At 67.1% G+C, this 24614-nt stretch carries 17 protein-coding genes; 8 read left to right on the top strand and 9 right to left on the bottom strand.

The features are described 5' to 3' along the window. The first annotated feature begins 28 nt into the window (after positions 1-28). From folK to panB, 3 genes are all read left to right on the top strand, one after another. The gene (gene folK, locus WS68_RS01760) at positions 29-556 is read left to right on the top strand and encodes a 2-amino-4-hydroxy-6-hydroxymethyldihydropteridine diphosphokinase (RefSeq protein ID WP_059569146.1); all 528 of its coding nucleotides are present in this window, start codon (positions 29-31) and stop codon (positions 554-556) included. Next, on the top strand, positions 553-1236 hold the full coding sequence (locus tag WS68_RS01755; protein WP_059569195.1) for a deoxynucleoside kinase: 684 nt from the start codon (positions 553-555) through the stop codon (positions 1234-1236). The genes folK and WS68_RS01755 overlap by 4 nt, the downstream gene beginning before the upstream one ends. A 73-nt stretch (positions 1237-1309) precedes the next feature. Further along, positions 1310-2125 (top strand): 3-methyl-2-oxobutanoate hydroxymethyltransferase, encoded by an 816-nt coding sequence (gene panB, locus WS68_RS01750; RefSeq protein ID WP_059569145.1) that lies wholly within the window; start codon positions 1310-1312, stop codon positions 2123-2125. Between the two features lie 126 nt (positions 2126-2251). On the opposite strand, the gene WS68_RS01745 is transcribed toward panB, so the two are convergent. The 8 genes from WS68_RS01745 to hrcA form a co-directional block, all read right to left on the bottom strand. After that, positions 2252-4402 carry a chorismate-binding protein gene (locus WS68_RS01745; RefSeq protein ID WP_059569144.1) on the bottom strand — a complete coding sequence of 717 codons (2151 nt, stop codon included), beginning with the start codon at positions 4400-4402 and terminating at the stop codon, positions 2252-2254. A gap of 45 nt (positions 4403-4447) precedes the next feature. Then, complete coding sequence (gene dnaJ, locus WS68_RS01740; protein ID WP_059569143.1) at positions 4448-5578, bottom strand: molecular chaperone DnaJ; 1131 nt, start codon at positions 5576-5578, stop codon at positions 4448-4450. Positions 5579-5726: 148 nt separating this feature from the next. Further along, positions 5727-7673 (bottom strand): molecular chaperone DnaK, encoded by a 1947-nt coding sequence (dnaK, locus tag WS68_RS01735; protein ID WP_059569142.1) that lies wholly within the window; start codon positions 7671-7673, stop codon positions 5727-5729. Positions 7674-7818: 145 nt separating this feature from the next. Beyond that, complete coding sequence (locus tag WS68_RS01730; protein ID WP_059569194.1) at positions 7819-8175, bottom strand: thioredoxin family protein; 357 nt, start codon at positions 8173-8175, stop codon at positions 7819-7821. Positions 8176-8238: 63 nt separating this feature from the next. Continuing rightward, complete coding sequence (gene grpE / locus WS68_RS01725; protein WP_059569141.1) at positions 8239-8856, bottom strand: nucleotide exchange factor GrpE; 618 nt, start codon at positions 8854-8856, stop codon at positions 8239-8241. Positions 8857-9338: 482 nt separating this feature from the next. Then, positions 9339-9746, bottom strand: coding sequence for an RNA-binding S4 domain-containing protein (locus WS68_RS01720; RefSeq protein ID WP_059569140.1), 408 nt, complete (start codon positions 9744-9746; stop codon positions 9339-9341). Between the two features lie 16 nt (positions 9747-9762). Beyond that, positions 9763-10827 carry a ferrochelatase gene (gene hemH / locus WS68_RS01715; RefSeq protein WP_059569139.1) on the bottom strand — a complete coding sequence of 355 codons (1065 nt, stop codon included), beginning with the start codon at positions 10825-10827 and terminating at the stop codon, positions 9763-9765. Positions 10828-11032: 205 nt separating this feature from the next. Next, positions 11033-12055: a heat-inducible transcriptional repressor HrcA gene (hrcA, locus tag WS68_RS01710; RefSeq protein ID WP_082709758.1), complete on the bottom strand. Its 1023-nt coding sequence runs from the start codon at positions 12053-12055 to the stop codon at positions 11033-11035. Between the two features lie 139 nt (positions 12056-12194). Between hrcA and WS68_RS01705 the strand changes: the two genes are divergently transcribed. Further along, positions 12195-13115, top strand: coding sequence for an NAD kinase (locus tag WS68_RS01705; protein WP_059512895.1), 921 nt, complete (start codon positions 12195-12197; stop codon positions 13113-13115). 25 nt (positions 13116-13140) lie between these two features. Then, the gene (recN, locus tag WS68_RS01700) at positions 13141-14790 is read left to right on the top strand and encodes a DNA repair protein RecN (RefSeq protein ID WP_059569137.1); all 1650 of its coding nucleotides are present in this window, start codon (positions 13141-13143) and stop codon (positions 14788-14790) included. Between the two features lie 105 nt (positions 14791-14895). Here recN and glnE read toward each other — a convergent pair whose 3' ends face one another. Next, positions 14896-17670: a bifunctional [glutamate--ammonia ligase]-adenylyl-L-tyrosine phosphorylase/[glutamate--ammonia-ligase] adenylyltransferase gene (gene glnE, locus WS68_RS01695; RefSeq protein ID WP_059569136.1), complete on the bottom strand. Its 2775-nt coding sequence runs from the start codon at positions 17668-17670 to the stop codon at positions 14896-14898. Positions 17671-17812: 142 nt separating this feature from the next. Between glnE and WS68_RS01690 the strand changes: the two genes are divergently transcribed. The 3 genes from WS68_RS01690 to tldD all read left to right on the top strand — a co-directional run bounded on the left by WS68_RS01690 (position 17813) and on the right by tldD (position 24472). Next, the gene (locus tag WS68_RS01690) at positions 17813-22024 is read left to right on the top strand and encodes a YhdP family protein (RefSeq protein WP_059569135.1); all 4212 of its coding nucleotides are present in this window, start codon (positions 17813-17815) and stop codon (positions 22022-22024) included. A gap of 57 nt (positions 22025-22081) precedes the next feature. Further along, positions 22082-22909, top strand: coding sequence for a carbon-nitrogen hydrolase family protein (locus WS68_RS01685; RefSeq protein WP_059569134.1), 828 nt, complete (start codon positions 22082-22084; stop codon positions 22907-22909). Between the two features lie 93 nt (positions 22910-23002). After that, positions 23003-24472 carry a metalloprotease TldD gene (gene tldD, locus WS68_RS01680; protein WP_059569133.1) on the top strand — a complete coding sequence of 490 codons (1470 nt, stop codon included), beginning with the start codon at positions 23003-23005 and terminating at the stop codon, positions 24470-24472. The last annotated feature ends 142 nt before the right edge of the window (positions 24473-24614 follow it).

Below are 24614 nucleotides of genomic sequence, written 5' to 3'. Positions count from 1 at the left end.
GCGGTCGAACGACGTAGGAAGGGAAGCGATGACGGTTGCTTATCTCGGCCTGGGCGCCAACCTCGGCGATGCGCGCCAGGCCCTGAAAGACGCGGTGGTGTGCCTCGCGCAGCAGCACTCCATCGTGGTGCTCGACAAGTCGAGCCTGTACCGGACGGCGCCCGTCGATGCAGACGGCGGCGATTACTACAACTGCGTCGTGAAGATCGACACGGCGCTCGCCGCGCATGCGCTCCTCGCGCTGTGCCAGAAGATCGAGCATCACTTCGGCCGCGAGCGGCCGTACCGCAACGCGCCGCGCACGCTCGACATCGACATCCTGCTATACGGCGATCTCACGATCGACGAGTCCGATCTCGTCGTCCCGCACCCCCGGTTGACCGGGCGCGCGTTCGCACTCGTGCCGCTCGTCGAACTCGATCCGGCGCTCGTGATCCCCACGCTTGGGCGCGCGGACGCATTTCTCGCGGCCGTCGCGGATCAGCGCATCGAGAAAGTCCAAACCTGCCAGTGCATGGCGATGCGCGCCGCCGACGAAAAGAACCGCTGCCGATGAACGCTATACCGCTTACCGTCACCGCCCCCGACTCGCGGCCGCCGTGCCGTTATCTGGCGATCGAGGGGCCGATCGGCGTCGGCAAGACGACGCTCGCGACGCTGCTCGCCGAACGCTGGTCGATGCGCACGCTGCTCGAGCGCCCGCAGGACAACCCGTTTCTCGAGCGCTTCTATCGCGACAACGCGCGCTACGCGCTGCCAACGCAGCTCGCGTTCGCGCTGCAACGCGAACGTCAAGCGCACGAACTTGCCGCCGCATACCAAGCGCATGCGCCGATCATCGCGGACTTCCTCCCGCAGAAGAACGATATCTTCGCGCGACTCACGCTGCCCGACGACGAATGGCAGCTCTATCGCTCGCTCGCCTCGCATTTAAACGCGCCGGCGATCGCGCCCGATCTGGTCGTCTACCTGCAGGCGAGCCCCGAGGTGCTGTTCGCACGGATCCAAAAACGCGGCGAGCCGATGGAGCAGCAAATCAGCGACACGTACCTGCGCACGCTCTGCGACGCGTACAACGAATTCTTCTATCACTACGACCGCACGCCCGTCTTGACTGTCGCGGCCGAGCACCTGAACCCGCTCGGCTCCCCGGAGGATCTCGCGCTGCTCGCCGATCGCATCGCCACGATGCGCGGCCGCAAGGAATCCTTCGTCAAAGGCGGCGGCAACCGCTGACGCGCGCGGTGTGTGCGCGGCGCGAGCCAATGTCGCGCCTCGTCAGATCCTATACCAACGAATCGGACCTCTCATGACCTATCTCCAGGAATCCAGCCGGCCGGCCGTCACGGTGCCCAAGCTGCAGGCAATGCGCGATGCGGGCGAGAAAATCGCGATGCTCACCTGCTACGACGCGAGCTTCGCCGCCCTGCTCGACCGCGCGGACGTCGACATGCTGCTGATCGGCGATTCGCTCGGCAACGTGCTGCAAGGACACACCACGACGCTGCCCGTCACGCTCGACGACATCGCCTATCACACCGCCAGCGTCGCGCGCGCGCAGCCGCGCGCGCTGATTGCCGCCGATCTGCCGTTCGGCACCTACGGCACGCCTGCCGACGCGTTCGCAAGTGCGGTCAAGCTGATGCGCGCGGGCGCGCAGATGATCAAGCTCGAGGGCGGCGAATGGCTTGCCGACACGGTGCGCTTCCTCGTCGAGCGCGCAGTGCCGGTTTGCGCGCACATCGGGCTCACGCCGCAGTCGGTGCACGCATTCGGCGGCTTCAAGGTGCAGGGCAAGACCGAAGCCGGCGCGGCGCAATTACTGCGCGACGCGCACGCGCTCGAACAAGCAGGCGCGCAGCTCGTCGTGCTGGAGGCGGTGCCGGCGCTCGTCGCGGCCGAGGTCACGCGCGAGTTGAGGATGCCGACGATCGGCATCGGCGCGGGTGTGGACTGCTCGGGCCAAGTGCTCGTGCTGCATGACATGCTGGGCGTGTTCCCCGGCAAGCGGCCGCGCTTCGTCAAGGATTTCATGCAAGGGCAGCCGAACCTGCTCGCGGCAGTCGAAGCGTATGTGCGCGCCGTGAAGAACGGCAGCTTCCCTGGACCCGAGCATACGTTCTGATTGCTTCGGCCACGCGATCCGCGCAATTCTTGCGATGACGGTTTGGAATAAAAAAACGCGGCATCCATCGAGATCGGATGCCGCGTTTTTTGTAGGCCCCGCGTTACCCCGCGCCGGCATTTACCGTCATCCCCGCTCGCCCGCCCGCACGAGTTTCGCGGGCAGCGCACCGCGCAGCGCATTCGCGAGCATCAGCGCTTCCGCTTGCAGCAGGTCGTCGAGTGTCAGGATTCGCTCGGCTGCCGCGAGCCGCTCATCGTCGAGCAAAGCGCCGCGCATCACGCCCGGCAGCACCCCCGATGACAATGGCGGCGTGAACCAGCACCCAGCGAGCTTCACGAACACGTTCGAGCGCCCGCCTTCCGTCAGTTCGCCGCGCTCGTTGAAGAACAGCATGTCGAACGCGTGTTGCGCGTCGGCCGCCTGCCACGCGCGATCGAAATCGGCGCGGCGCGTCGTCTTGTGCGCGAGCAACGGATCGTCCGAGCGCACCGGCGCGAAGCCGTGCTCGCACGCGAGCAGCACGCCGAGCGTCTCGTCCGCGAGCGGCGCGAGCGGCGCGGTGACGATATCGAGCGCGCCGTCCTTCGCCAGCGCGATCCGCAAGCGGTGCTCGCCATCGGCAAGCTGCGCACAGCGCTCGCCGATACGATGCCTGACGAGCGCTTCGTCGAATACGAAATCGAACGCGCCGGCGCTCGCGCGCAAGCGCGCAAGATGGCGTTCGAAATGACGCACGCCGGCGCCGCGCGTCGCGCACGTCGTCTCGAACAACCGGAAGCCGGGATCGACGCCCGTTAGGAAACGCGCCTTCACCGCACACTCCGTATATTCGTCTGCCGCTACGCTGTCGAGCACGATCCCGCCACCGACGCCCATCGTGCCCCGCCGCCCGCCGCCTGCCACCGGCTCAAGCGTCAACGTGCGAATCGCGACCGACAAGCAAAAATCGCCGCACGCATCGCGCAATGCGTCTTCGGCGTGGAAAGTCGTTTGAGCGCTTTGAGCGTCAACGGCGAACCGCGAATCAGACCATATATCGGACCGCAAATCGGCCGCGGCCGCGCTCGACGGCACATCGCCCCGTACCGCAACGCGCGGCCGCACGCCGGTCGAGCGAATGTCATCCTGCGCCGGCGGGTCCCCCGGCGGGCATTCGCGCGACGCGTCTGCCGAAACATTCTGCGCTGCGCCGGCGCCCGCCGAGGCAAACGCGTGCGAAACGTGGGCCGGCGGAGCTTCCCGCTGCGCATCCAACCAACCGAGCAAGCCCGTATAGAGCCCGCGCGGCGTCGTCTCGAGCGCATCGATCAACTGCATCGTCTTGTGCTTCGGCGCGCCCGTGATCGAGCCGCACGGGAAAAGCGCGCGCAGCACGTCGGCAAATGTCGCGCGCTCGACCAGTTCCGCCTCGACCGTCGACGTCATCTGCCACACCGACGCATAGGGCTCGATCGAAAAACGCCGGGGCACCGTCACCGATCCGGTACGCGCGATGCGCGCCAGATCGTTGCGCAACAGATCGACGATCATCAGGTTCTCGGCGCGATTCTTGACATCGCTCGCCAAAAACTCGGCCGCCGCCGCGTCCAGGCGGGAATCGGACGAGCGCGGCGCGGTGCCTTTCATGGGCCGCGCGCGCAGCCGCGTCCCTGTCTTCTCGACAAAAAGCTCCGGCGAACACGACACGATCCACGCGTCTCCCGGCAACGCGATCAGCGCACCGTGGCGCACCGGCTGACGCGCGCGCAAGCGGCGGTATAGCGCGAGCGGCGCGCCGAACGTGTCGAAATGAAGCCGATAGGTGTAATTGACCTGGTATGAATCGCCCGCGCGCAGCGCATCGTGGATCGCGGCGATCGCCGCATCGAATGCGTCGCGCGTCACGCTCGCGCGCATATGCGCGATACCCGCGACCGACGGCTCGGCGAGCCCGCCGTCGCGCTCGGCAAGCCATGCGTCGACTTCGTCGCGCGACAGCTTCGTGCAAGTGGAGAACAGCAGAAACCGCAGCGCACCGCCGCCCTTTGCTGCGGATTTCGCCGCGAATTTCGGCCCGAGCTGCAGATCGCGTCCGAACTCGTAATCGCCGATCACGACCGGGTGCAGCCCCCGCCGCGCATCGGCCGCGACCGCCGCGCACAGTGCGTCGAGCTGGGCCGGATCGGTCACGACGCGCTGATGCGAAAAGCCGGCATATAAACGGCTCGACCGCGCTGCCGCGGTCGAATCGCAATCGTCGAAGAGCGCGAAAACCGCGCCCGTTTGGTCAGTCATCCTGTGCTGCCTGAAACCTGAAGACCAGCTGCACCGTGCCGGGCGTCACTCGAAGAAGCTCTTCACGCGGTCGAACCAGCTCTTGCTTTGCGGGCTGTGACGCGAGCCGCCCTCCGCGAGCGACTTCTCGAATTGCTGGAGCAGATCGCGCTGCTGATCGGTAAGCTTCACGGGCGTCTCAACCTGCACGTGCACGTACAGATCGCCCGCGATGCTCGAACGCAGCCCCTTGATGCCCTTGCCCCGCAGACGGAACGTCTTGCCCGACTGCGTGCCTTCCGGCACCGTGAAGCTCGCGCGGCCGGCAAGCGTCGGCACTTCGATCTCGCCGCCCAACGCCGCCGTCGTGAACGGAATCGGCATCTGGCAATGCAGATCGTCGCCGTCGCGCTCGAACACCGAATGCGGCTTGATGTGGATTTCGACGTACAGGTCGCCCGACGGCCCCCCGTTGATGCCCGGCTCGCCATTGCCGGCCGAGCGGATCCGCATCCCATCGTCGATGCCCGGCGGAATCTTCACTTCGAGCGTCTTGGTTTCCTTCACCTTGCCCGAGCCATGACAGTTCGTGCACGGCTCCGGAATGTAGGTGCCGGTGCCGTGGCACTTCGGGCAGGTCTGCTGAATGCTGAAAAAGCCTTGCGACATGCGCACCGTGCCCTGTCCGTGACAGGTCGGGCAGGTTTCCGGTTTCGTGCCTGGCTTCGCACCCGAGCCGTGACAAACACCGCACGACGTCCAGTTCGGCACGCGGATCTGCGTATCGTAGCCGTGCGCCGCCTGCTCGAGCGTGATCTCCATGCTGTAGCGCAAATCCGCGCCGCGATACACCTGCGGGCCGCCGCGGCTGCGTGCGCCGCCTGCCGCTTGGCCGAAGATGTCGCCGAAGATATCGCCGAACGCATCGGCGAAACCGCCGAACCCTTGCGCGCCGGCTCCCCCCATGTTCGGATCGACGCCCGCGTGGCCATACTGATCATACGCCGCGCGTTTCTGGCCGTCCGACAGCATTTCATAGGCTTCCTTCGCCTCCTTGAAACGCTCTTCCGCATCCTTGCTGTCAGGATTGCGGTCGGGGTGGTACTTCATCGCGAGCTTGCGATATGCCTTCTTGATTTCGTCGTCGCTCGCATTCTTCGCGACGCCCAGAACCTCGTAGTAATCCCGTTTCGCCATATCGGTTCGCCATAAAACAAATGTGCCCGGAGAGCCGCGAGGCTCGCCAGGCGCAAGAATGATCCGCCTATCCGGAGCGAAGAAACGGACCCGGGAAGGCTGCGCCGCGCATCGATGATACGCGGTGCAGCCCGATCTCGGCCCGGCCTCAGTCCTTCTTCACTTCCTTGAAGTCGGCGTCGACAACGTCGTCGGCCGCCTGCGCGCCGCTGTCGGCCGACGCTGTCCCAGATGCCCCAGATGCGCCAGCCGCGCCCGCCTGCGCCTGCATGTCGGCGTACATCTTTTCGCCGAGCTTCTGCGAAGCCGTCGCAACCGCCTCGATCTTCGCATCGATCGCCGCCTTGTCGCTCGACGTGTTCTTCAGCACGTCCTCGAGTTCCTTGAGCGCCGCCTCGATCTTCTCCTTCTCGCCCGCCTCCAGCTTGTCGCCGTACTCGGTGAGCGCCTTCTTCGTGCTGTGGACGAGCGCGTCGCCCTGGTTGCGCGCATCGGCAAGCTCACGCAGCTTGTGATCTTCCGCCGCGTTCGCCTCCGCATCCTTGATCATCTGATCGATCTCGGCTTCGGACAGGCCCGAGTTCGCCTTGATCGTGATCTTGTTTTCCTTGCCGGTCGCCTTGTCCTTCGCGCCGACGTGCAAAATGCCGTTCGCGTCGATGTCGAAGGTCACTTCGATCTGCGGCACGCCGCGCGGTGCGGGCGGAATGCCTTCCAGGTTGAACTCGCCGAGCAGCTTGTTGCCGGCCGCCATTTCGCGCTCGCCCTGGTACACCTTGATCGTCACCGCGCCCTGGTTGTCGTCCGCGGTCGAATACACTTGCGCGTGCTTGGTCGGAATCGTGGTGTTCTTGTTGATCATCTTGGTCATCACGCCGCCAAGCGTCTCGATGCCGAGCGACAGCGGAGTCACGTCGAGCAGCAGCACATCCTTACGATCGCCCGACAACACCTGGCCCTGGATTGCCGCACCGACGGCGACGGCTTCGTCCGGGTTCACGTCACGGCGCGGCTCCTTGCCGAAAAACTCCTTGACCTTTTCCAGCACCTTCGGCATGCGGGTCTGGCCGCCGACCAGAATCACGTCGTCGATATCCGACACCTTGACGCCCGCATCCTTGATCGCGGTCCGGCACGGCTCGATTGTGCGCTCGACCAGATCTTCGACGAGCGCCTCGAGCTTCGCACGCGTGATCTTCAGATTCAGGTGCTTCGGACCCGACGCGTCGGCCGTGATGTACGGCAGATTGATTTCGGTCTGTTGGCCCGAAGACAGCTCGATCTTCGCCTTCTCGGCCGCTTCCTTCAGACGTTGCAGCGCGAGCACGTCCTTCGACAGATCGACACCCTGCTCCTTCTTGAACTCGCCGATGATGTAGTCGATGATGCGCTGGTCGAAATCCTCGCCGCCCAGGAACGTATCGCCATTGGTCGACAACACCTCGAACTGCTTTTCACCGTCGACGTCCGCGATCTCGATGATCGACACGTCGAACGTGCCGCCGCCAAGGTCGTACACCGCGATCTTGCGGTCGCCCTTCTCGGCCTTGTCGAGGCCGAATGCGAGCGCTGCGGCGGTCGGCTCGTTGATGATCCGCTTGACTTCGAGACCAGCAATGCGGCCGGCGTCCTTGGTCGCCTGGCGCTGACTATCGTTGAAGTACGCGGGCACCGTGATCACGGCTTCCGTGACGGGCTCGCCCAGGTAATCCTCGGCCGTCTTCTTCATCTTGCGCAGCACTTCGGCCGACACTTGCGGCGGCGCGAGCTTCTGGCCGTGCGCCTCGACCCACGCGTCGCCGTTGTCGGCCTTGATGATCGAGTAGGGCATCAGGCCGATGTCCTTCTGCACTTCCTTCTCTTCGAAACGGCGGCCGATCAGGCGCTTCACCGCGAACAGCGTGTTCTTCGGGTTTGTCACCGACTGACGCTTGGCCGGCGCGCCGACGAGCACTTCGTTGTCGTCCATGTACGCAATGATCGACGGCGTGGTGCGCGCGCCTTCCGAGTTCTCGATGACCTTGACCTGGTTGCCTTCCATGATCGCGACGCACGAGTTCGTGGTGCCGAGGTCAATACCGATGATCTTTCCCATTTTTCCTAATCTCCAATAATCTCTGTTTGCTGCGGCGCGCCGGCATTTCCGCCCGTTGCGCCGCGCTCAATTCGGCTCTGCACACGAAATAGGTGCGGCTGTGTCGTTTTCAAGACCCCAAAACAGACGTGGCCATTAAATTTTTTCAATCGGCGTCGTGGCCGGTTTGCGCAGCAGCCTTCGCGCGCGCGGCGGCCACGGCCGCCTCGAACTGCGCGAGCCCGTGCCAGCCGGTCGCCCGGCCAAGCCGCCTGCCGCGGTAAAAGAAAAACCACGTCGGCACGCCGTGCAATCCGAAGCGCCGCCCAAGTTCGCGGTGCTCATAGATGCTGCAGTGAAACCACTTGAGGCCGAGCGCGCGGATCGCGTCCGGGTTCGCGAGCATCGCCTTTTTCGCGATTTCGCAGTTGAAGCAGTCAACACCCCAGAAGAACACCACGGCAAGCCGGTCACCCGCGGCCGCGAGCCCCGCGTCGAAGTGCCCGGCGTCGAGCGCCTGCATGTCGAATGCCGCGAAAGCCGCCGAATCGATGCCGATCTGCGCCAACGCCGTGCCGCCTCGCCGTTACTTCGGCTGCGCTACCGTCACGAGCGCGGGGCGCAACACCCGCTCAGCGATCGTGTAGCCCTTTTGCAACACGGCGACGACCGTGTTCGGCTCCTGGTCGGCCGGCACCATCGAAATCGCCTGGTGCAGATGCGGATCGAACTTCTCGCCAACCGGATTGAGCGCAACCACACGCCCTTTCTCGAGCGCGCTTTGCAACTGGCGCAGCGTCAACTCGACGCCTTCGCGAACCTTCGCCAGATCGCCGGAGGTATCGTTGAGCGCCGCCTCGAGGCTGTCGAGCACCGGCAGCAGGTTTTCCGCAAAGCCCTCTATCGCGAACTTGTGCGCTTTCGCAACATCCTCCTGCGAACGGCGGCGCACGTTTTCGGTTTCCGCCTTCGCGCGCAAAAAACTCTCCTGCAGCTCAGCGAGCTTCGCTTGCGCATCGGCAAGCGCCGCGCCGTCGCCCGGGGCGCCTGCCGAGGAGGCTGCCTTCGACGCGTCGGCCGAGGAGGCGGCCTGCTCAGCCGGCGCCGCAGCCTGTCCAGCTTGGGCCGCCGGCTCCGCGGCCCGGGCCTCGCGACCGTTTTCGTCAATCGTTTGGCCAGTCGGATTGTCTTGCGTGTTTTCCATGTCGCTTCGAAAGTCGGTTAGAGGTTAAATCCCAAACGGCGCGCCGACCTCGCGCGAAACCGCGCTGTCGGCCGATACCGCACTATCCTGGTGCGAAATGGGGCTCCACCCGGCGATTTCAAGGGGCAATCCGTAAGCATCGCGTCCCGCCCGACGGGCTTGCGCCATGCCACCGGCGCCGCCTTCTCGGTTGACGCAGACCGAAACGTGCTGTAACAACCCTTACCGGCCGCCCTCTGGATCGCATGGGGGCGCTGAACTACACTTCGAACAAGCGTTTCGATGTGCGTATACCCTGCCTGACACCCATTCCCAGGCCCTTTCACCCGTCTTCTCGAGGGGGAGTACCGTGAAGCTGACCTTTGCTATCTCGGCAGTCGCGCTGGTACTCGTCGCCGGCACGACGACCATTTGCCTTTCGGGAGCCGTCACTGAGCACACGACCGAATACGGCGGCGCGCTCGCGACGTTCGAGCAGCTTCTCAGCGCTCATTCGAAAGTTTGTCGATGATCCGGCGGTCCCGCTTCGTCGGCCGCCCATGCAATTCCGCCGCCGGTTCGCGGAAATGCCGGCGCCGGTCGAGTTCCGCCAGCCGCTTTTCCCGGCCCGCGTCGGTTTCCACATAAAGCGACTGCGCGACGCTCGCCGGACCGCGCGCATCACATACCCCGAGCACGTCGACCTGCCAGACCATGCTTTCGATCGTCACCTCGACCCGGTCGCCGACACGCACCTCCTTCGCGGGCTTGACGGGCAAGCCGCCGATCTTCACGCGCCCTTTATCGACTGCGTCGGCCGCGAGCGATCGGGTCTTGAAAAAACGCGCGGCCCACAACCATTTGTCGATACGCAGCCGCGCGCCGGGTTCGGTCGAAATCTTGAAATTCATCGCGTATATCCAGCGATCAGGCGACGGCTTCCGGCACCGCCACGCGCACCGGCCAACCTTGCAGGTTTTCGGCCGCGATCTCGCCGAGCGCGGCAATCCAAGCGGGCGACGTATTCAGGCACGGAATCCGATGAAATTCGTGGCCGCCGCCGTGCAGAAACTCATCGCGCCCCTCTATCCCGATCTCCTCGATCGTCTCGAGGCAATCGGCAGTAAATCCGGGGCAGAACACGTCCGCGCGGCGCACGCCGGCCGCGCCCAGTTCCTTGAGCGTCGGCGCCGTATAAGGCTGCAGCCATTCCGCCTTGCCGAAACGGGACTGAAACGTGACCCGGCACTCGAACGTCGTCAGCCCGAGCGCGGCCATCAGCAGCGCGGCCGTTTGCTGGCACTGGTCGTGGTACGGATCGCCGAGATCGAGCGTGCGCTTGGGCACGCCGTGGAAGCTCAGCACGAGTTTGTCACCTGAGTCGAACGCCGGCCGCCCATGCGCCGCCCAATACTGGCGGACCTGTTCGGCAAGCGCGTGGATATACGCCGGATGGTCCGCGTAGTGGCGTACCGTGCGCACTTCCGGCTGGTTGCGCATCTTCCTGAACGCCGCAAATGCGGCGTCGAACGCGGTCGCCGTCGTCGACGCCGAATATTGCGGATACATCGGCATCAGCAGCACCCGCTCGACACCCGCGCGCTTCAATTGCCCGAGCACATCGGAGATACCGGGCGCGCCGTAGCGCATCGCGTAATCGATCCTCACCCGATAGCCATTGGCCGCGAAAAGGGGCCGCACGGCGTCGACCTGGCGCTCGGTATAGACGCGCAGCGGCGAACCCTCGGGCAGCCAGACGGCTGCATACTTCTTCGCCGACGAGCGGCCGCGCAGCGGCAGAATCAGCGTGCGCAGGGCAATCTGCCAGAGCACCTGCGGAATCTCGACGACCCGCGGATCGGACAGGAACTGCGCGAGGTAACGGCGCACCGCGCGCGGCGTCGGCTCGTCGGGCGTGCCGAGATTGATCAGCAGCACCGCGACGCGCTGCGCGGCCGCGGCATGCGACGGTGGTTCGAGGTCAAAACGCATGAATGAGCGTGCCAGGGGCACCGAATCGAACGTCATTCATTATAACGGGACGCCCCACCCGGGCCAGCCGGCCGTTTGGCCGATTGCGCGGCAACCGGCGCGCCGGCACGATTAACCGGCAGGCGCGGCATTCGGGCGCGCGCCGCAGGCAGAAAAAATGCCGGGGAAATAAATGAATGACAGACGAAATGCCGGACGAAGCCGGTTACTGCTGGCTGAGCGTCATCGACAGCAGGCGGGCCGTGATATCGACGATCGGAATCACGCGGTTGTAGGCCATCCGCGTGGGCCCGATCACGCCGAGCGTGCCGACGATCTTGCCGTTCACCTCGTATGGCGCGGTCACGACACTCATCTCATCGATCGGCACGAGCGTCGATTCGCCGCCGATGAAAATCTGCACGCCTTGCGCGTGGCTCGACACATCGAGCAACTGCAGCAAGCTCGTCTTCTGGTCGAACACGTCGAACAGCTTGCGCAGCCGCGCCATGTCGGAAGACAGATCGGCGACTTCGAGCAGGTTGCGCTCGCCGGAAATCAGCACGGCGTCCTCGTCGTCGGACGCCTCCGTGCTCGCCGTGACGGCTGCGTGCATCAGCGCCGTCATGTCGCCGCGCAGTTCGTCGATTTCCTCGCGCAGCCGGACACGCACCTCATCGAACGACAGGCCGGCAAAGTGCGTGTTGATGTAGTTCGACGCCTCGGTGAGCTGCGATGGCGCGTAATCGCGCTGCGTCGCCATGATCCGGTTCTGCACATCGCCTTCAGGCGTCACGATGATCAGAAGAATCCGCTTGTCGGACAGCCGCAGGAACTCGATCTGCTTGAACACGTGGCTGCGGCGCGGCGTCAGCACGACGCCCGCGAACTGCGACAGGCTCGACAGCACGCTCGCCGCCGCCGCGACCACCCGCTGCTGCGGCTCGCCCGTCTGCAGCGTCGTCTGCACGTGCCGCGTGACGGCCTCCGCGTCGATCGTCGATTCGACCGTGAGCATCGTATCGACAAACAGGCGATAGCCGCGCGGCGTCGGCACGCGGCCCGCCGACGTGTGGGGGCTCGACACGAGGCCGAGTTCCTCCAGGTCGGACATCACGTTACGGATCGTCGCCGGGCTCAGCTCGAGCCCGGAATAACGAGACAACGTGCGTGACCCGACCGGCTGACCGTCGGAGATATACCGTTCGATCAGGGTCTTGAGGAGGGTTTGTGCGCGCGGATCTAACATGATGGAAAATTCTAGCGCAACCGGGCGATAACGGCGAGTCTCCGGCGCTCGCGGCGCGCTGCCGCCCGCGGCAGCCGTTTTGCCGCGCCCGGCGCGCCGGGCGGTTCTTTTCGTCATCGAGCTATGGTGTAATGCCGGCATGAAAATCGGCCATCAATTCCACACCGTCGCGCTCGTCGGGCGCAGCAATACGCCAGGCATCGTCGAGCCGCTGACGACGCTTGCCGCGTGCATCGCCAAGCGCGGCTTCGAAGTCGTGTTCGAGGCGGACACCGCGCAGGCGATCGGCGCCGCCGGCCATGCGGCCGGCTACCCGGCGCTCACGCCCGCCGAGATCGGCGCGCGCGCCGACGTCGCGGTGGTGCTCGGCGGCGACGGCACGATGCTCGGCATCGGCCGCCAGCTCGCGCCGTATAAGACGCCGCTCATCGGCATCAACCACGGCCGCCTCGGCTTCATCACCGATATCCCGGCGTCCGACATGAAGGACGTCGTGCCGGCCATGCTCGCCGGCAGCTACGAACGTGAGGAGCGCACGCTGCTCGAAGCGCGGATCGTGCGCGACGGCGAACCGATCTACCACGCGCTCGCGTTCAACGACGTGGTCGTCAATCGCAGCGGCTTTTCCGGGATGGCCGAGCTGCGCGTGTCGGTCGACGGCCGCTTCATGTACAACCAGCGCTCCGACGGCTTGATCGTCGCCACCCCGACCGGCTCGACCGCGTATGCGCTGTCGTCGTCGGGGCCGATCCTGCACCCGCAATTGCAAGGCATCGTGCTCGTGCCGATCGCGCCGCACGCGCTGTCGAACCGGCCGATCGTGCTGCCGGACGATTCGAAGATCGCCATCCGGATCGTCAGCGGCCGCGACGTGAACGTGAACTTCGACATGCAATCATTCACCGCGCTCGAGCTGAACGACACGATCGAGGTGCGCCGCTCCAAATACATGGTGCCGTTCCTGCACCCGGTCGGCTACAGCTACTATGCGACGCTGCGCAAGAAGCTGCACTGGAACGAACATCCGTCGACCGAAGCAGACGACGATCCCGCTTCCTGACGTTCTCCTTCGCCGCCCAACACCCATGCTCCGCCATCTCTCGATCCGCGACTTCGTCATCGTCGCCGCGCTCGACCTCGAATTCGACACCGGCTTCACCGTCTTCTCAGGCGAAACGGGCGCCGGCAAATCCATCCTGATCGATGCGCTCGCACTCGCGCTCGGCGAGCGCGCCGACGCGAGCGTCGTGCGCACCGGCAGCGGCCGCGCCGACATCAGCGCGGAATTCACGCCGCACGAACGCGTCGCGCGCTGGCTCGACGAACACGCGTTCGACGCCGACGACACGGTGATGCTGCGGCGCGTGATCGACGCGAACGGCCGCTCGCGCGCGTTCATCAACGGCACGAGCGCGACGCTCGCACAACTGCGCGAAGTGGGCGAAATGCTCGTCGACATTCATGGCCAGCATGCGCACCAATTGCTGATGCGCGCGGACGCGCAGCGCGAATTGTTCGACACGCATGCGGGGCTCGCCGACGACGCGGCGGCCGTCGCGCGCCGTTTTCGCGCGTGGCGCGACGCGAGCGCCGCGATTGAAGCCGCGCTGTCGCACGAGCGCGAGCGTCAGCTCGAACGCGAAAAACTCGCGTGGCAGCTCGCCGAACTCGACAAGCTCGCGCCGTTGCCGGGCGAATGGGACGAGATCAGCGCCGAGCACAAGCGACTCACGCATTCGGCGAACCTGATCGACGGCGTGCAGGGCGCGCTCGCCGCGATTTCCGAATCCGACGGCGCGATGCTCACGCAACTGCGCGCGATCGTATCGAAGCTCAGAAGCCTCTCCGAATACGATCCGGCGCTCAACGACGTGCTTGCGTCGCTCGAACCGGCCGAAATCCAGTTGCAGGAAGCGTCGTATTCGCTGTCGCATTGCGCGCAGCGGCTCGATCTCGATCCGGACAGGCTCGCGCAAGTCGAAACGCGCCTGGACGCGCTGCACTCCACCGCCCGCAAATTCCGGCTGCCGCCGCAGACGCTGCACGACGAGCATGCCGCGCGCCGCGTGCAGCTCGCCGAACTCGACGCCGCCGCCGATCTCACCGCGCTGCACGCGGCCGCCGAGCGCGCGAGGGAGGCGTATCTCGCCGACGCGAAGCGGCTGTCGAAAGCGCGCAAGGCGGCCGCCAAGGCGCTCGGCGCGGCGGTGACGGCGGGGATGCAGGAACTGTCGATGGCCGGCGGCAGCTTCGAGGTCGCGCTCGTGCCGCTCGAACAAGGCGGCGCGCACGGCCTCGAGCAGATCGAGTTCCGTGTCGCGGGCCATCCGGGCGTGCCGCTGCGGCCGCTCGCGAAGGTCGCATCGGGCGGCGAACTCGCGCGCATCAGCCTCGCGCTCGCGGTGATCGCGAGCGCGGCGAGCCCGACGCCGACACTGATCTTCGACGAAGTCGACACGGGCATCGGCGGCGGCGTCGCCGAGGTGGTCGGGCGGCTTTTGCACCAGCTCGGGCGCATGCGGCAAGTGCTGTGCGTCACGCACCTGCCGCAAGTCGCCGCGCGCGGCGATCAGCACTTCCAGGTCGCGAAGGCGCAGGATGCGCGGGGCGGCACTGTCTCGAGCGTCGTCGCGCTCGACAAAGCGAGCCGGATCGAGGAGGTCGCGCGAATGCTGGGCGGCCTCGAAATCACCGCAACCACGCGCAGACACGCGAAGGAAATGCTGACCGCTTGATGCGGCCATGGCAGCTGCCGACCGGCAGCGCGGCAACGGCGGCGCGCGCCGCCGCGCCAGCGCTTGCGGACCGACGCGCGTTCGAGCCGCCGCGCGTCGCGCGCCCTACCCGAACACCCGCGCCCACAGCGCGGCCACCGCCGCGCGCTCGTCGGCAACCCGCTGCGGCTCGACCCGCGCCTTCTCCATCCCGTCGAGCCGCAGCCGATGTTGCAGCCGCCGGTAAGTCCGGTACGCAGCGCCGACCGTCTCGGCCTCCGCGTCGCTCATCAGCCCGAAGCGCGCGACCTCGCGCAGCAGCGCGATATTGCCGGTATTGCGAAGCATCTCCGGGTGCCGCGCCGCATGCAGCAGCACCCAATACTGGACGATGAACTCGACGTCGACCATCCCGCCTCGATCGTGCTTCAGATCGAACAGCGCGCTCGTGTTCGGGTGCCCGGCGAGCACCTTGTCGCGCATTCCAACAATCTCCCGCGCGAGCACCGCCGCATCGCGCGGCATCGTCAGCACCTGCACGCGGATCGCCTCGAACGCCGCGCCGATCGCGGCGTCGCCCGCGCTGTGGCGCGCGCGCGTGAGCGCCTGATGCTCCCATACCCATGCGGTGTTCGCCGCGTCGCCCTCGCGCAATTGATAGCGCCGGAACGCGTCCAGATCGGTGACGAGCAGGCCCGCCTCGCCGTTCGGCCGCAACCGCAGATCGATGTCGAACAGCGTGCCCGCGCCCGTCGCGGTGGTGAGCCACGTGATCAGACGCCGCGCGAACGTCGTGTAGACGTCGGCCGCGCGCTCGTCCGGATCGTCGTACAGGAAAATCAGATCGAGATCCGATGCATAGCCCAGTTCCTTGCCGCCGAGCTTGCCGTATGCGATCGCCGCGAAGCGCGGCGTGTCGCGGTGGCGCTTCGCGAGTTGCGCCCAGACGACTTCGATCGTCACGTCGAGCATCGCGTCGGCCAGCTCCGACAGGCGGTCGCTCACATGCTCGACCGACAGCTTGCCCGCCAGGTCGAGCAGCAGAATCCGGAACACTTCGGCATGCTGAGCGTGACGCAGCAGGTCCATCTGCTGCTCCGCGCCGTCGGCGGCGGCAAGCCGCGCGCGTAGCGCGCTCTTGAACGCCTGCCAGTCGAACGGGCTGTCGATCGCCTCGTCGTCGAGCAGCTCGTCGAGCAGTTGCGGATGGCGAATCAGGTAGCTGCCGCCCCAACGCGTCGCGCCAAGCACCGACAGCACGCGTTCGAGCGCCGCCGGGTATTCGGTCAGCAGCGCGAGATACGCGCCGCGGCGGCCGACCGTCTCGAGCAGGTCGAAAAAGCGCGCGACGGTTTCGTCGCGGTGCGCGGCGTCAATGCGCGGCGCGGCTTCGAGCGCGCGCTGCGCGACGCGCTCAAAGCGCACCCGGCTCGTCTCCGGCAGGCCGGCATAGCGCGACGAGCGCCAGATTGCCTTGAGCCGCGCGAGCATCGCCGCCGGATCGGCGAAACCGAGCCCGCCCAGGCGTGCGGCGAGCGCGTCGTCGGCGCTGTCGTCGCCGAGCGCGGCGCTCCAGATCCGGCCCGCTTCGCCAGCGTCGGCGCGGCCTCGGCCGTCGGCCGCCTTGTCGGCGAACACCTGATCGAACTGCGCCTCGACGAATGCGCGGTGGCGCTCGAGCGCCGCCGTGAGCGCCGCGTAATCAGCCAACCCGAGCGACGCGGCAAGCGCCGCGCGCTCGCCGGGATCGACGGGCATCGCGTGGGTCTGTGCGTCGTTGCGGTACTGCAGCCGGTGCTCGAGCGTGCGCAGGAACAGATACGCATCGGTCAGCCCGGCGCGCACGTCGTCGCCGATCAGCCCTCGCGCGCTCGCGTGGCGCAGCACCGCGAGCGTCGGCCGCACCCGGAAGCCGGCGTCCTGCCCGCCGCGTATCAACTGGAACACCTGCGCGCTGAATTCGATCTCGCGGATGCCGCCGCGGCCAAGCTTGATGTCGTCGGCCTTGTCCGGGCGCATCGTCGCGCGCCGCCGCGCCTCGTCGCGGATCTGCTCGTGCAGCGAGCGGATCGCGCCGATCACGCCGAAATCGAGATAGCGCCGATAGACGAACGGCTTGACGATCGCATCGAGCTGCCGCGCGAGGCGTTGCGCCGCGTCGCTGTGCTGTTCGGACACGAGCCGGCCCTTGATCCACGCATAGCGTTCCCACTCGCGGCCCTGCACATAAAAATATTCCTCGAGCATTCCGAGGCTGCATACGAGCGGGCCGGAATCGCCGTTCGGGCGCAGCCGCATATCGACACGAAACACGTAGCCGTCGGCGGTCACCTCGGACAGCACGCCGATCAGCCGCCGCCCGAGCCGGGTGAAGAACTCGTGCGTGGAAATCGGCGCGCGGCTGCCGCCCGCCGTCTCGCCGTCGTCCTCGTAGACGAAGATCAGGTCGATGTCGGATGAGACGTTGAGTTCGCGGCCGCCGAGCTTGCCCATCCCGACCACGCCGAGCACGAGCCGCTCGCCCGCCGGGCCGCGCGGCTCGCCGAACAGCGCGCCGAGTTCCGCGGACAGCAGCGCGAGCGAACGCTGGATCGCCAGTTCGGCCAGATCGGTCATCGTGCCGGTCACTTCGGCAACATCGGCGCGGCCGGCCAGATCGCGTTCGGCGAGCGCGCCGAACGCCTCGATGCGCAACTGCCGCAGCGCGCGCCTCAACGATTCCTCGGACGGCGGCGCGCCGCCTTCGGCGAGCAGTTCGGCAAAGCGCGCGTCGAGCGCCGCGCGCGTGACGGGCGCGGCCGCCCACGCGGCGATCCGCTCGGCGAGCGCGGGCCGCGCCGCTGCCGCGCGCGCCAGATAGTGCGAATACGAAAGGGACAGCAAAGCGGAGGCGTCGGTCATCGTCGGGCGCGCATGGCGCTGAGAAAGGCTGGACAGCCCACACACGCGGCCGTCGAGGCCCGCCCGGGGGAAACCCGTGTGATACAGTTGGACGTTAGTCAGCAAGCGACCTAAAGCTACCACATCGCCCCTCCTTCGCCGCATGTCCGACCGCCAGGATTCCGCCTCAACGCCCGTAGCCGGACCTCCGCAGCACGATCACCCGGTCCTGCGTCGCGTGTTCAAGGGCGTGCTGGCGATCGCGATCGCCGTCTACTTCATCGCGGCCGCGCTGTTTCTCGGGCTGCGCTACCTGCTGCTGCCGCGCATCGACGAGTTCCGTCCGCGGATTGAAAGCTTCGTATCGGAAAAGCTGCATGCCGAACTCAGGATAGGCCGGCTCGCGCCGCACTGGTCGGGAATGCAGCCGGGCGTCGACATCACCGGCCTAACGATTCGCGACCGGCGCGGCAAGCTCGCGCTGTCGGTGCCGCACGCGAGCGCGGCGCTGTCGTGGCGCTCGCTTGCGCAACTCGCGCCGACGCTGTCGAGCCTCGTCGTCGACGCGCCCGATCTGCTCGCAGAGCGCGCGGCCGACGGCACGCTGTTCATCGCGGGCGTCGCCGTTCCGACGACGACGAAAACCCGCGCCGACGATACATTCAGCGCGTGGCTGCTCAAGCAGGAGGCGATCGTGCTGCGCGGCGGCACGCTGCGCTGGCGCGACGCGCAGCATGACGCGCCCGAGCTTGCGCTGAACGGCATTCGCATCGCGGTGCTCAACGACGGGCTCATCCACCGGCTCGCATTGCAGGCGCCCGCGAACGGCACGCTGCTGCGCGGCCCGCTGGATTTTCGCGCGCGCTTCACGCACAAGCCGCTTGCGCCGGTCGGCAAGCCGTCGAACTGGACGGGCGACGCATATCTGTCGACGGGCCCGGTCGATCTGCCCACGCTTTCCCGCTATGCGGACATCCGGCTCACCGCCTACGCGGGCCTGATCGACAACAAGATCTGGGCGCGCTTCGGCAACGGCCACCTGCAAACCGCGAGCGGCGAATTGCACGGCTACGACGTCGCGCTGCGCGTGCGCCCGACCCAGCCGCGCCTGGACATCCCGATCGCGCGCTTCGGCTGGGATCTCGCGATCGACCCGAAGCGCGACTACACGCTCCATCTGTCGCGGCTGCACGCCGAACTCAGCCAGCCTGCGCTGCCGGACGGCACGCCGCTGTCGCGCGCGCTCTCGCTGCACACGCTGAGCGCGCGCTATCGCGTGCCGAACGTCGACGAAGGCCAGTTGCTGTCGGTGTCGGGCGATCGCGTGGACTTCGGCATCCTGTCCGAGTTCGTCCGCGGGCTGCCGCTGCCCGCGCGGCTGCGCAACGAACTCGTGCGCTTCGATCCGCGCGGGCTCGTCGCCAACTACGCGCTGGAAGTCGAGCGCGCCAAGCCCGAGACCGCCGCGCTCGTCGATCAGGAGCGGCAAAGCGGCACCGCGCCGATCATCCGCTACCGGTTCCAGGGAGATCTGCAGGGCATCAGCATCGAAGCGCAGGAGCCGCCGCCGGGGTTGTCGGCGCACGGCCATCCGCGCGTCGGGATTCCGGGCGTCGAGAATCTGTGGGGGCATGTGGACGCCAACGAGCAAGGCGGCTCGGTCAGCGTGGATTGCGTGGACGCGGCCGTCACCGTGCCGGGCGTGTTCGACGATCCGCGCCTGACGTTCGACCGGCTGCGCGGCCGCGCAAGCTGGACCGTCACGCCGGCGGCCGCCGGCGGGCAACATGCGCAAGTCGACGTCGCGGTGCCCGAATTGCGCGTCGAGAACGCCGACGCCGCGATCTCGGTCGCCGGCCGCTACGCGAACCCCGGTCACGGCCGCGGCTCGCTCGATCTGACGGCGAACTTCGAGCGCGCGGCCATCGCGCACATTGCGCGCTACCTGCCGACGAGCCTGTCCGAAAATCTGCGCCAGTACCTCGGCCATGCGTTGCAGGCCGGGCAGATCAACAAAGGCGCGACGATCGTCGCCAAGGGCCCGCTCGACGAATTTCCCTATGAGCACGACCCGAACGCGGGCGTATTCCATATCGTCGCGCCATTTTCGGGCGGCCGCTTCGAGCCGACCCCTCAGCCGCCGCGGGTGCTCCAAAACGGCACGCCGAACGTCTGGCCGGCATTCGACGGCATCGACGGCCGGTTCGAACTCAAGCAGAACAAGCTGCGCTTTGACATCGCCCGCGCGCGCTACAAAGGATTCGCGCTCACCGGCGCGACCGGCCGCATCGACGATCTGGGCAATCCGGCCCGCTCGCCGCTCGTCATTGAAGGGCGCGGGCGCGGCCCGCTCGCCGATCTGCTCGATTACGCGAATCACAGCGCGCTTGCCGGCATCACCGGACACCTCGGCGAGCGGGTGCGCGCGCAAGGCCCGGCGACGCTCGCGCTCAAGCTCGACATTCCGCAGCACGTATCGCATCCGCACGTGGGCGTCGAGGGCACGCTCGGCTTCGACGGCAACACGCTCGAAGCCGACGGCGTGCCGAGCCTCTCGCAACTGCGCGGCAACGTGCGCTTCACGCAGCGCACCGCGTCGGTCGACGGGCTCACCGCGCGCTTTGCGGGCGGCGAGCTGCGCGCGCGCGGCTCGCTCGCGGAAAACGGCCGCTATGCGTTCGACATCGACGGCCGCGCGTCGGTGGATACCGCGCGCGGCATGAACCTGAACCTACGCGGCGCGGCCGCCGCCGCGCTCGAACGCGTCGTGGGCGAAGCGCCTTACCGGCTCGCGGTGCGCGGCGCGAAGGGCGGGCTGCCCGAAATCGACGCGCGCTCGGACTTGACGGGCATCGCGCTGAATTTTCCCGCGCCGCTCGCCAAGCCGGCCGGCACGCCGATGCCGCTGCACTTCACATTCGCGCCCGAGCCGCAGCCGGGCGGCCAAACGCTCGAGCGCGCGAGCTTCACGCTCGGCCCGATCGCCGCGGACTATCTGCTCGACGTGAAGCCCGGCTCGGCCATACGCGCGGTACGCGGCACGCTCGGGATGAACCGGATGCCCGACATGCCGCAGGAAGGCGTGAGCGCCGCGCTCGACATGCGCGAACTCGACGCCGACGCGTGGCTCGCGTTCGCGCAGTCGCTGCGCGCGCCGGCGGCCGCGCCAGAGCCGGCAATGCAGGCGCGGCCGCCCGCCATCGATCTCGCGAGCTTCGCGCCGAAGCGCTTCGCGTTCCACCTCGATACGCTGAAGCTGCTCAAGCGCAATTGGGAAAACGTGATCGTCGGCGCATCGCACGTCGATGAGCTATGGCAGGCCAATATCGCATCGAATCAGGTATCCGGCTATCTGTCGTGGGCGCCGGGCGGCGGCCCGACGGGTGCGGGCGTGCTGAGCGCGCGGCTCGCGAAACTCGTGATCCCGGATAGCGCCGAGCACGATCTCGTCGGCCGCGCGATCGACCTGCCCACGCCGGCGAACCGCGCGATGCCCGCGATCGACGTCATCGTCGACCAGGTGGTGGCGCACGGCCACGACATCGGACGGCTCGAAGTCGACGCGCGCAACGTCGACGAAAATGGCATCCCGGTCTGGCAGCTCGACAAGCTCGAACTCAAGAACCCGGCCGCGAAGCTCACCGCAACGGCCAACTGGCGCACGTCGCGCCGCTCGCTCGCGCGCGGCGTGGACGAAGACGACGCGCCACGCCGCACGGTGTTCGACTTCACGCTCGCGATCGACGACGCGGGCGAGCTGCTCGAGCGCGTGGGCCTGCCGCGCACCGTCAAGAACGGGCGAGGCACGCTGTCGGGCAAAGTCGGCTGGCGCGGCGGCCCCACGTCGATCGACTATCCGACGCTCGGCGGCCACCTGTCGCTCGATCTCGAGCACGGCCAGATCCTGAAGGTCGATCCGGGCGCGGCGAAGCTGCTCGGCGTGCTGAGCCTGCAAGGCCTCGCGCGCTTCCTGACGCTCGACTTTCGCGACGTCATCGGCAAGGGGCTGCCGTTCGAGAAGATCACCGGCACCGGGCAGATCGCCAACGGCATCGCGCGCACGCAGGATTTCCAGATGACGGCGGCACCCGCGAAGGTCACGGTGAAAGGCTCGGTCGATCTCGCGAACGAAACGCAGCAACTCGACGCGCACGTCGCGCCGAAGATCAGCGCGAGCGCGGCGGCGATCGGCGCGGCCATCGTCAATCCGCTGCTCGGCCTCGGCGTGCTGGCCGCGAACCTCGCGCTGTCGGAGACGCTCGCGCACGCGTTCGCGATCGATTATGCGATCACCGGCTCGTGGGCGCATCCGCACATCGAGCGCACGCGCGGCGAACGGGTTAAGATGGACGACACGCCCGAGACCCGTCGCTGATGTCCGCGACAGGCGCGCGCCCCGGCTCGCACCCTATTTTGTGCCGCTGAATTCACCATGACCGACCGCCATTCGTCAGACAAGCCGTTTCGCGTTGCCGCGCTGCAGATGGTCAGCACGCCCGATCCGGCGCGCAATCAGGCCGATGCCGGCCGGCTGATCGCCAGTGCGGCCGCGGCGGGCGCGCAACTCGTGCTGCTGCCCGAATATTTCTGCCTGATGGGCATGCGCGACACCGACAAGCTCGCGCACGCCGAGCCTTACGGCGACGGCCCGTTGCAGCGCTTTCTCGCCGATGCCGCGCGCGAACACGGCGTCTGGGTGATCGGCGGCACGCTGCCGCTGAAAGCGCCCGAGCCCGCGCGCGTGCTGAACACGACGCTCGTGTTCGATCCGCAGGGCCGCGAGACGGCCCGCTACGACAAGATCCATTTGTTCAGTTTCGACAAAGGCAACGAATCATTCGACGAAGCGCGCACGATCCGCCCCGGCAGCGCGGTGCGCACATTCGATGCACCGTTTGGCCGGGTCGGGCTATCGGTCTGTTACGATCTGCGCTTCCCGGAGCTTTACCGGCAAATGGGCGATTGCGCGTTGATCGTCGTGCCGTCGGCATTCACGTACACCACGGGCCGCGCGCACTGGGAAACGCTGCTGCGCGCGCGCGCGGTCGAGAACCAATGCTACGTGCTTGCCGCCGCGCAAGGCGGCGTGCACGAAAATGGCCGTCGCACATGGGGCCATAGCATGCTGATCGATCCATGGGGCGAGATCGTCGCGGTGCGCGACGAAGGCGCGGGCGTCGTCGCGGGCGACGTCGATCCGGCGCGGATCGCCGAGGTGCGGCAAAGCCTGCCCGCGTGGCGGCACCGGGTGCTCGCGTAAGCGGCCGCAACCGGTGAAAAGCCGCCGCGCTCGCCCATTCATAACCGAAAACGTCCGACAACCGTTTCAGATTCCGACAATCCCCGAATCCGCATGAACATCATCGAACCTGGCATCCGCAATCTCGCGCTCGCGAAGGACACCCTGCTCACGCCGTATGGCCTCGACGAAGCGCTGCTCACGCGCACGCTCGCCGATATCTTCACGCACCGTGTCGACTATGCGGACCTGTATTTTCAGGCGACCCGCAGCGAAGCGTGGAGCCTCGAGGAAGGCATCGTCAAATCGGGCAGCTTCAGTATCGACCAGGGCGTCGGCGTGCGCGCGGTCGCGGGCGAGCGCACCGCGTTCGCCTACTCGGACGACCTGTCGCCGGACGCGATCGGCCAGGCGGCCGCCGCGACGAAGGCAATCGCCGCGGCAGGCGGCGGCAAGCGCAAGATTCGCGCGGCCGCGTCGCTCACGGGCGTCTCGGGCCGCGACCTGTATCTGCCCGCCGACCCGCTCGCGTCGCTCGACGCGACCGCGAAAGTGAAGCTGCTCGAGCGTGTCGAGCAAATGGCGCGCAGCCGCGACCCGCGCATCAAGCAGGTAATGGCGGGCCTCGCGGGCGAATACGACGTCGTGCTCGTCGCGCGCAGCGACGGCGCGCTTGCCGCCGACATCCGCCCGCTCGTGCGGGTGTCCGTCACCGTGATCGCCGAGCACAACGGCCGCCGCGAGATCGGCACAGGCGGCGGCGGCGGCCGCTTCGACTACGGCTATTTCACCGACGACGTGCTCGCCCGCTACGTCGACGATGCGGTGCACGCCGCGCTCGTGAATCTCGACGCGCGCCCCGCGCCCGCCGGCGCGATGACCGTCGTGCTCGGCCCCGGCTGGCCCGGCGTGCTGCTGCACGAGGCGATCGGCCACGGCCTGGAGGGCGACTTCAACCGCAAGGGTTCGTCGGCGTTCGCCGGCCGCATCGGCGAGCAGGTCGCGGCGAAGGGCGTGACGGTCGTCGACGACGGCACGCTGCCGAACCGCCGCGGCTCGCTGAACATCGACGACGAAGGCAACCCCACGCAGTGCACGACGCTGATCGAGGACGGCATCCTGAAGGGCTATATCCAGGACACGCTGAACGCGCGCCTGATGAAAATGCCCGTCACCGGCAATGCGCGGCGCGAATCGTATGCGGCGCTGCCGATGCCGCGCATGACGAACACCTACATGCTCAACGGCGACAAAGATCCGCAGGAGATCATCGCGTCGGTCAAGCATGGGCTGTACGCGGTGAATTTCGGCGGCGGCCAGGTCGACATCACGAACGGCAAGTTCGTGTTCTCCGCATCCGAGGCGTACATGATCGAGAACGGCAAGATCACGTATCCGGTAAAAGGCGCGACGCTGATCGGCAGCGGCCCGGAATCGCTGAAATACGTGAGCATGATCGGCAACGACATGAAGCTCGATACCGGCGTGGGCGTCTGCGGCAAGGAAGGCCAGAGCGTGCCCGTCGGCGTCGGCCAGCCGACGCTGCGTCTCGATAACATGACGGTGGGCGGCACCGCGTCGTAATGCGGCGTTGCCGCATCGGCGCGCGGACAATTCGCACGAACGCAGAGCGGCGCGCGGATTGTCCGCATTTTTGAAGGCGCGGGATTGTCAGCCGCGTTGCGACCGGGTATAAATCGTCTATCGCTTATTTCGCGCTTGTCTC

This window comes from Burkholderia sp. TSV86, from assembly GCF_001522865.1.
GTDB lineage: Bacteria > Pseudomonadota > Gammaproteobacteria > Burkholderiales > Burkholderiaceae > Burkholderia.
The sequence above is the reverse complement of the archived record's forward strand: the minus strand, read 5'-3'. Positions and strand labels throughout refer to the sequence as shown.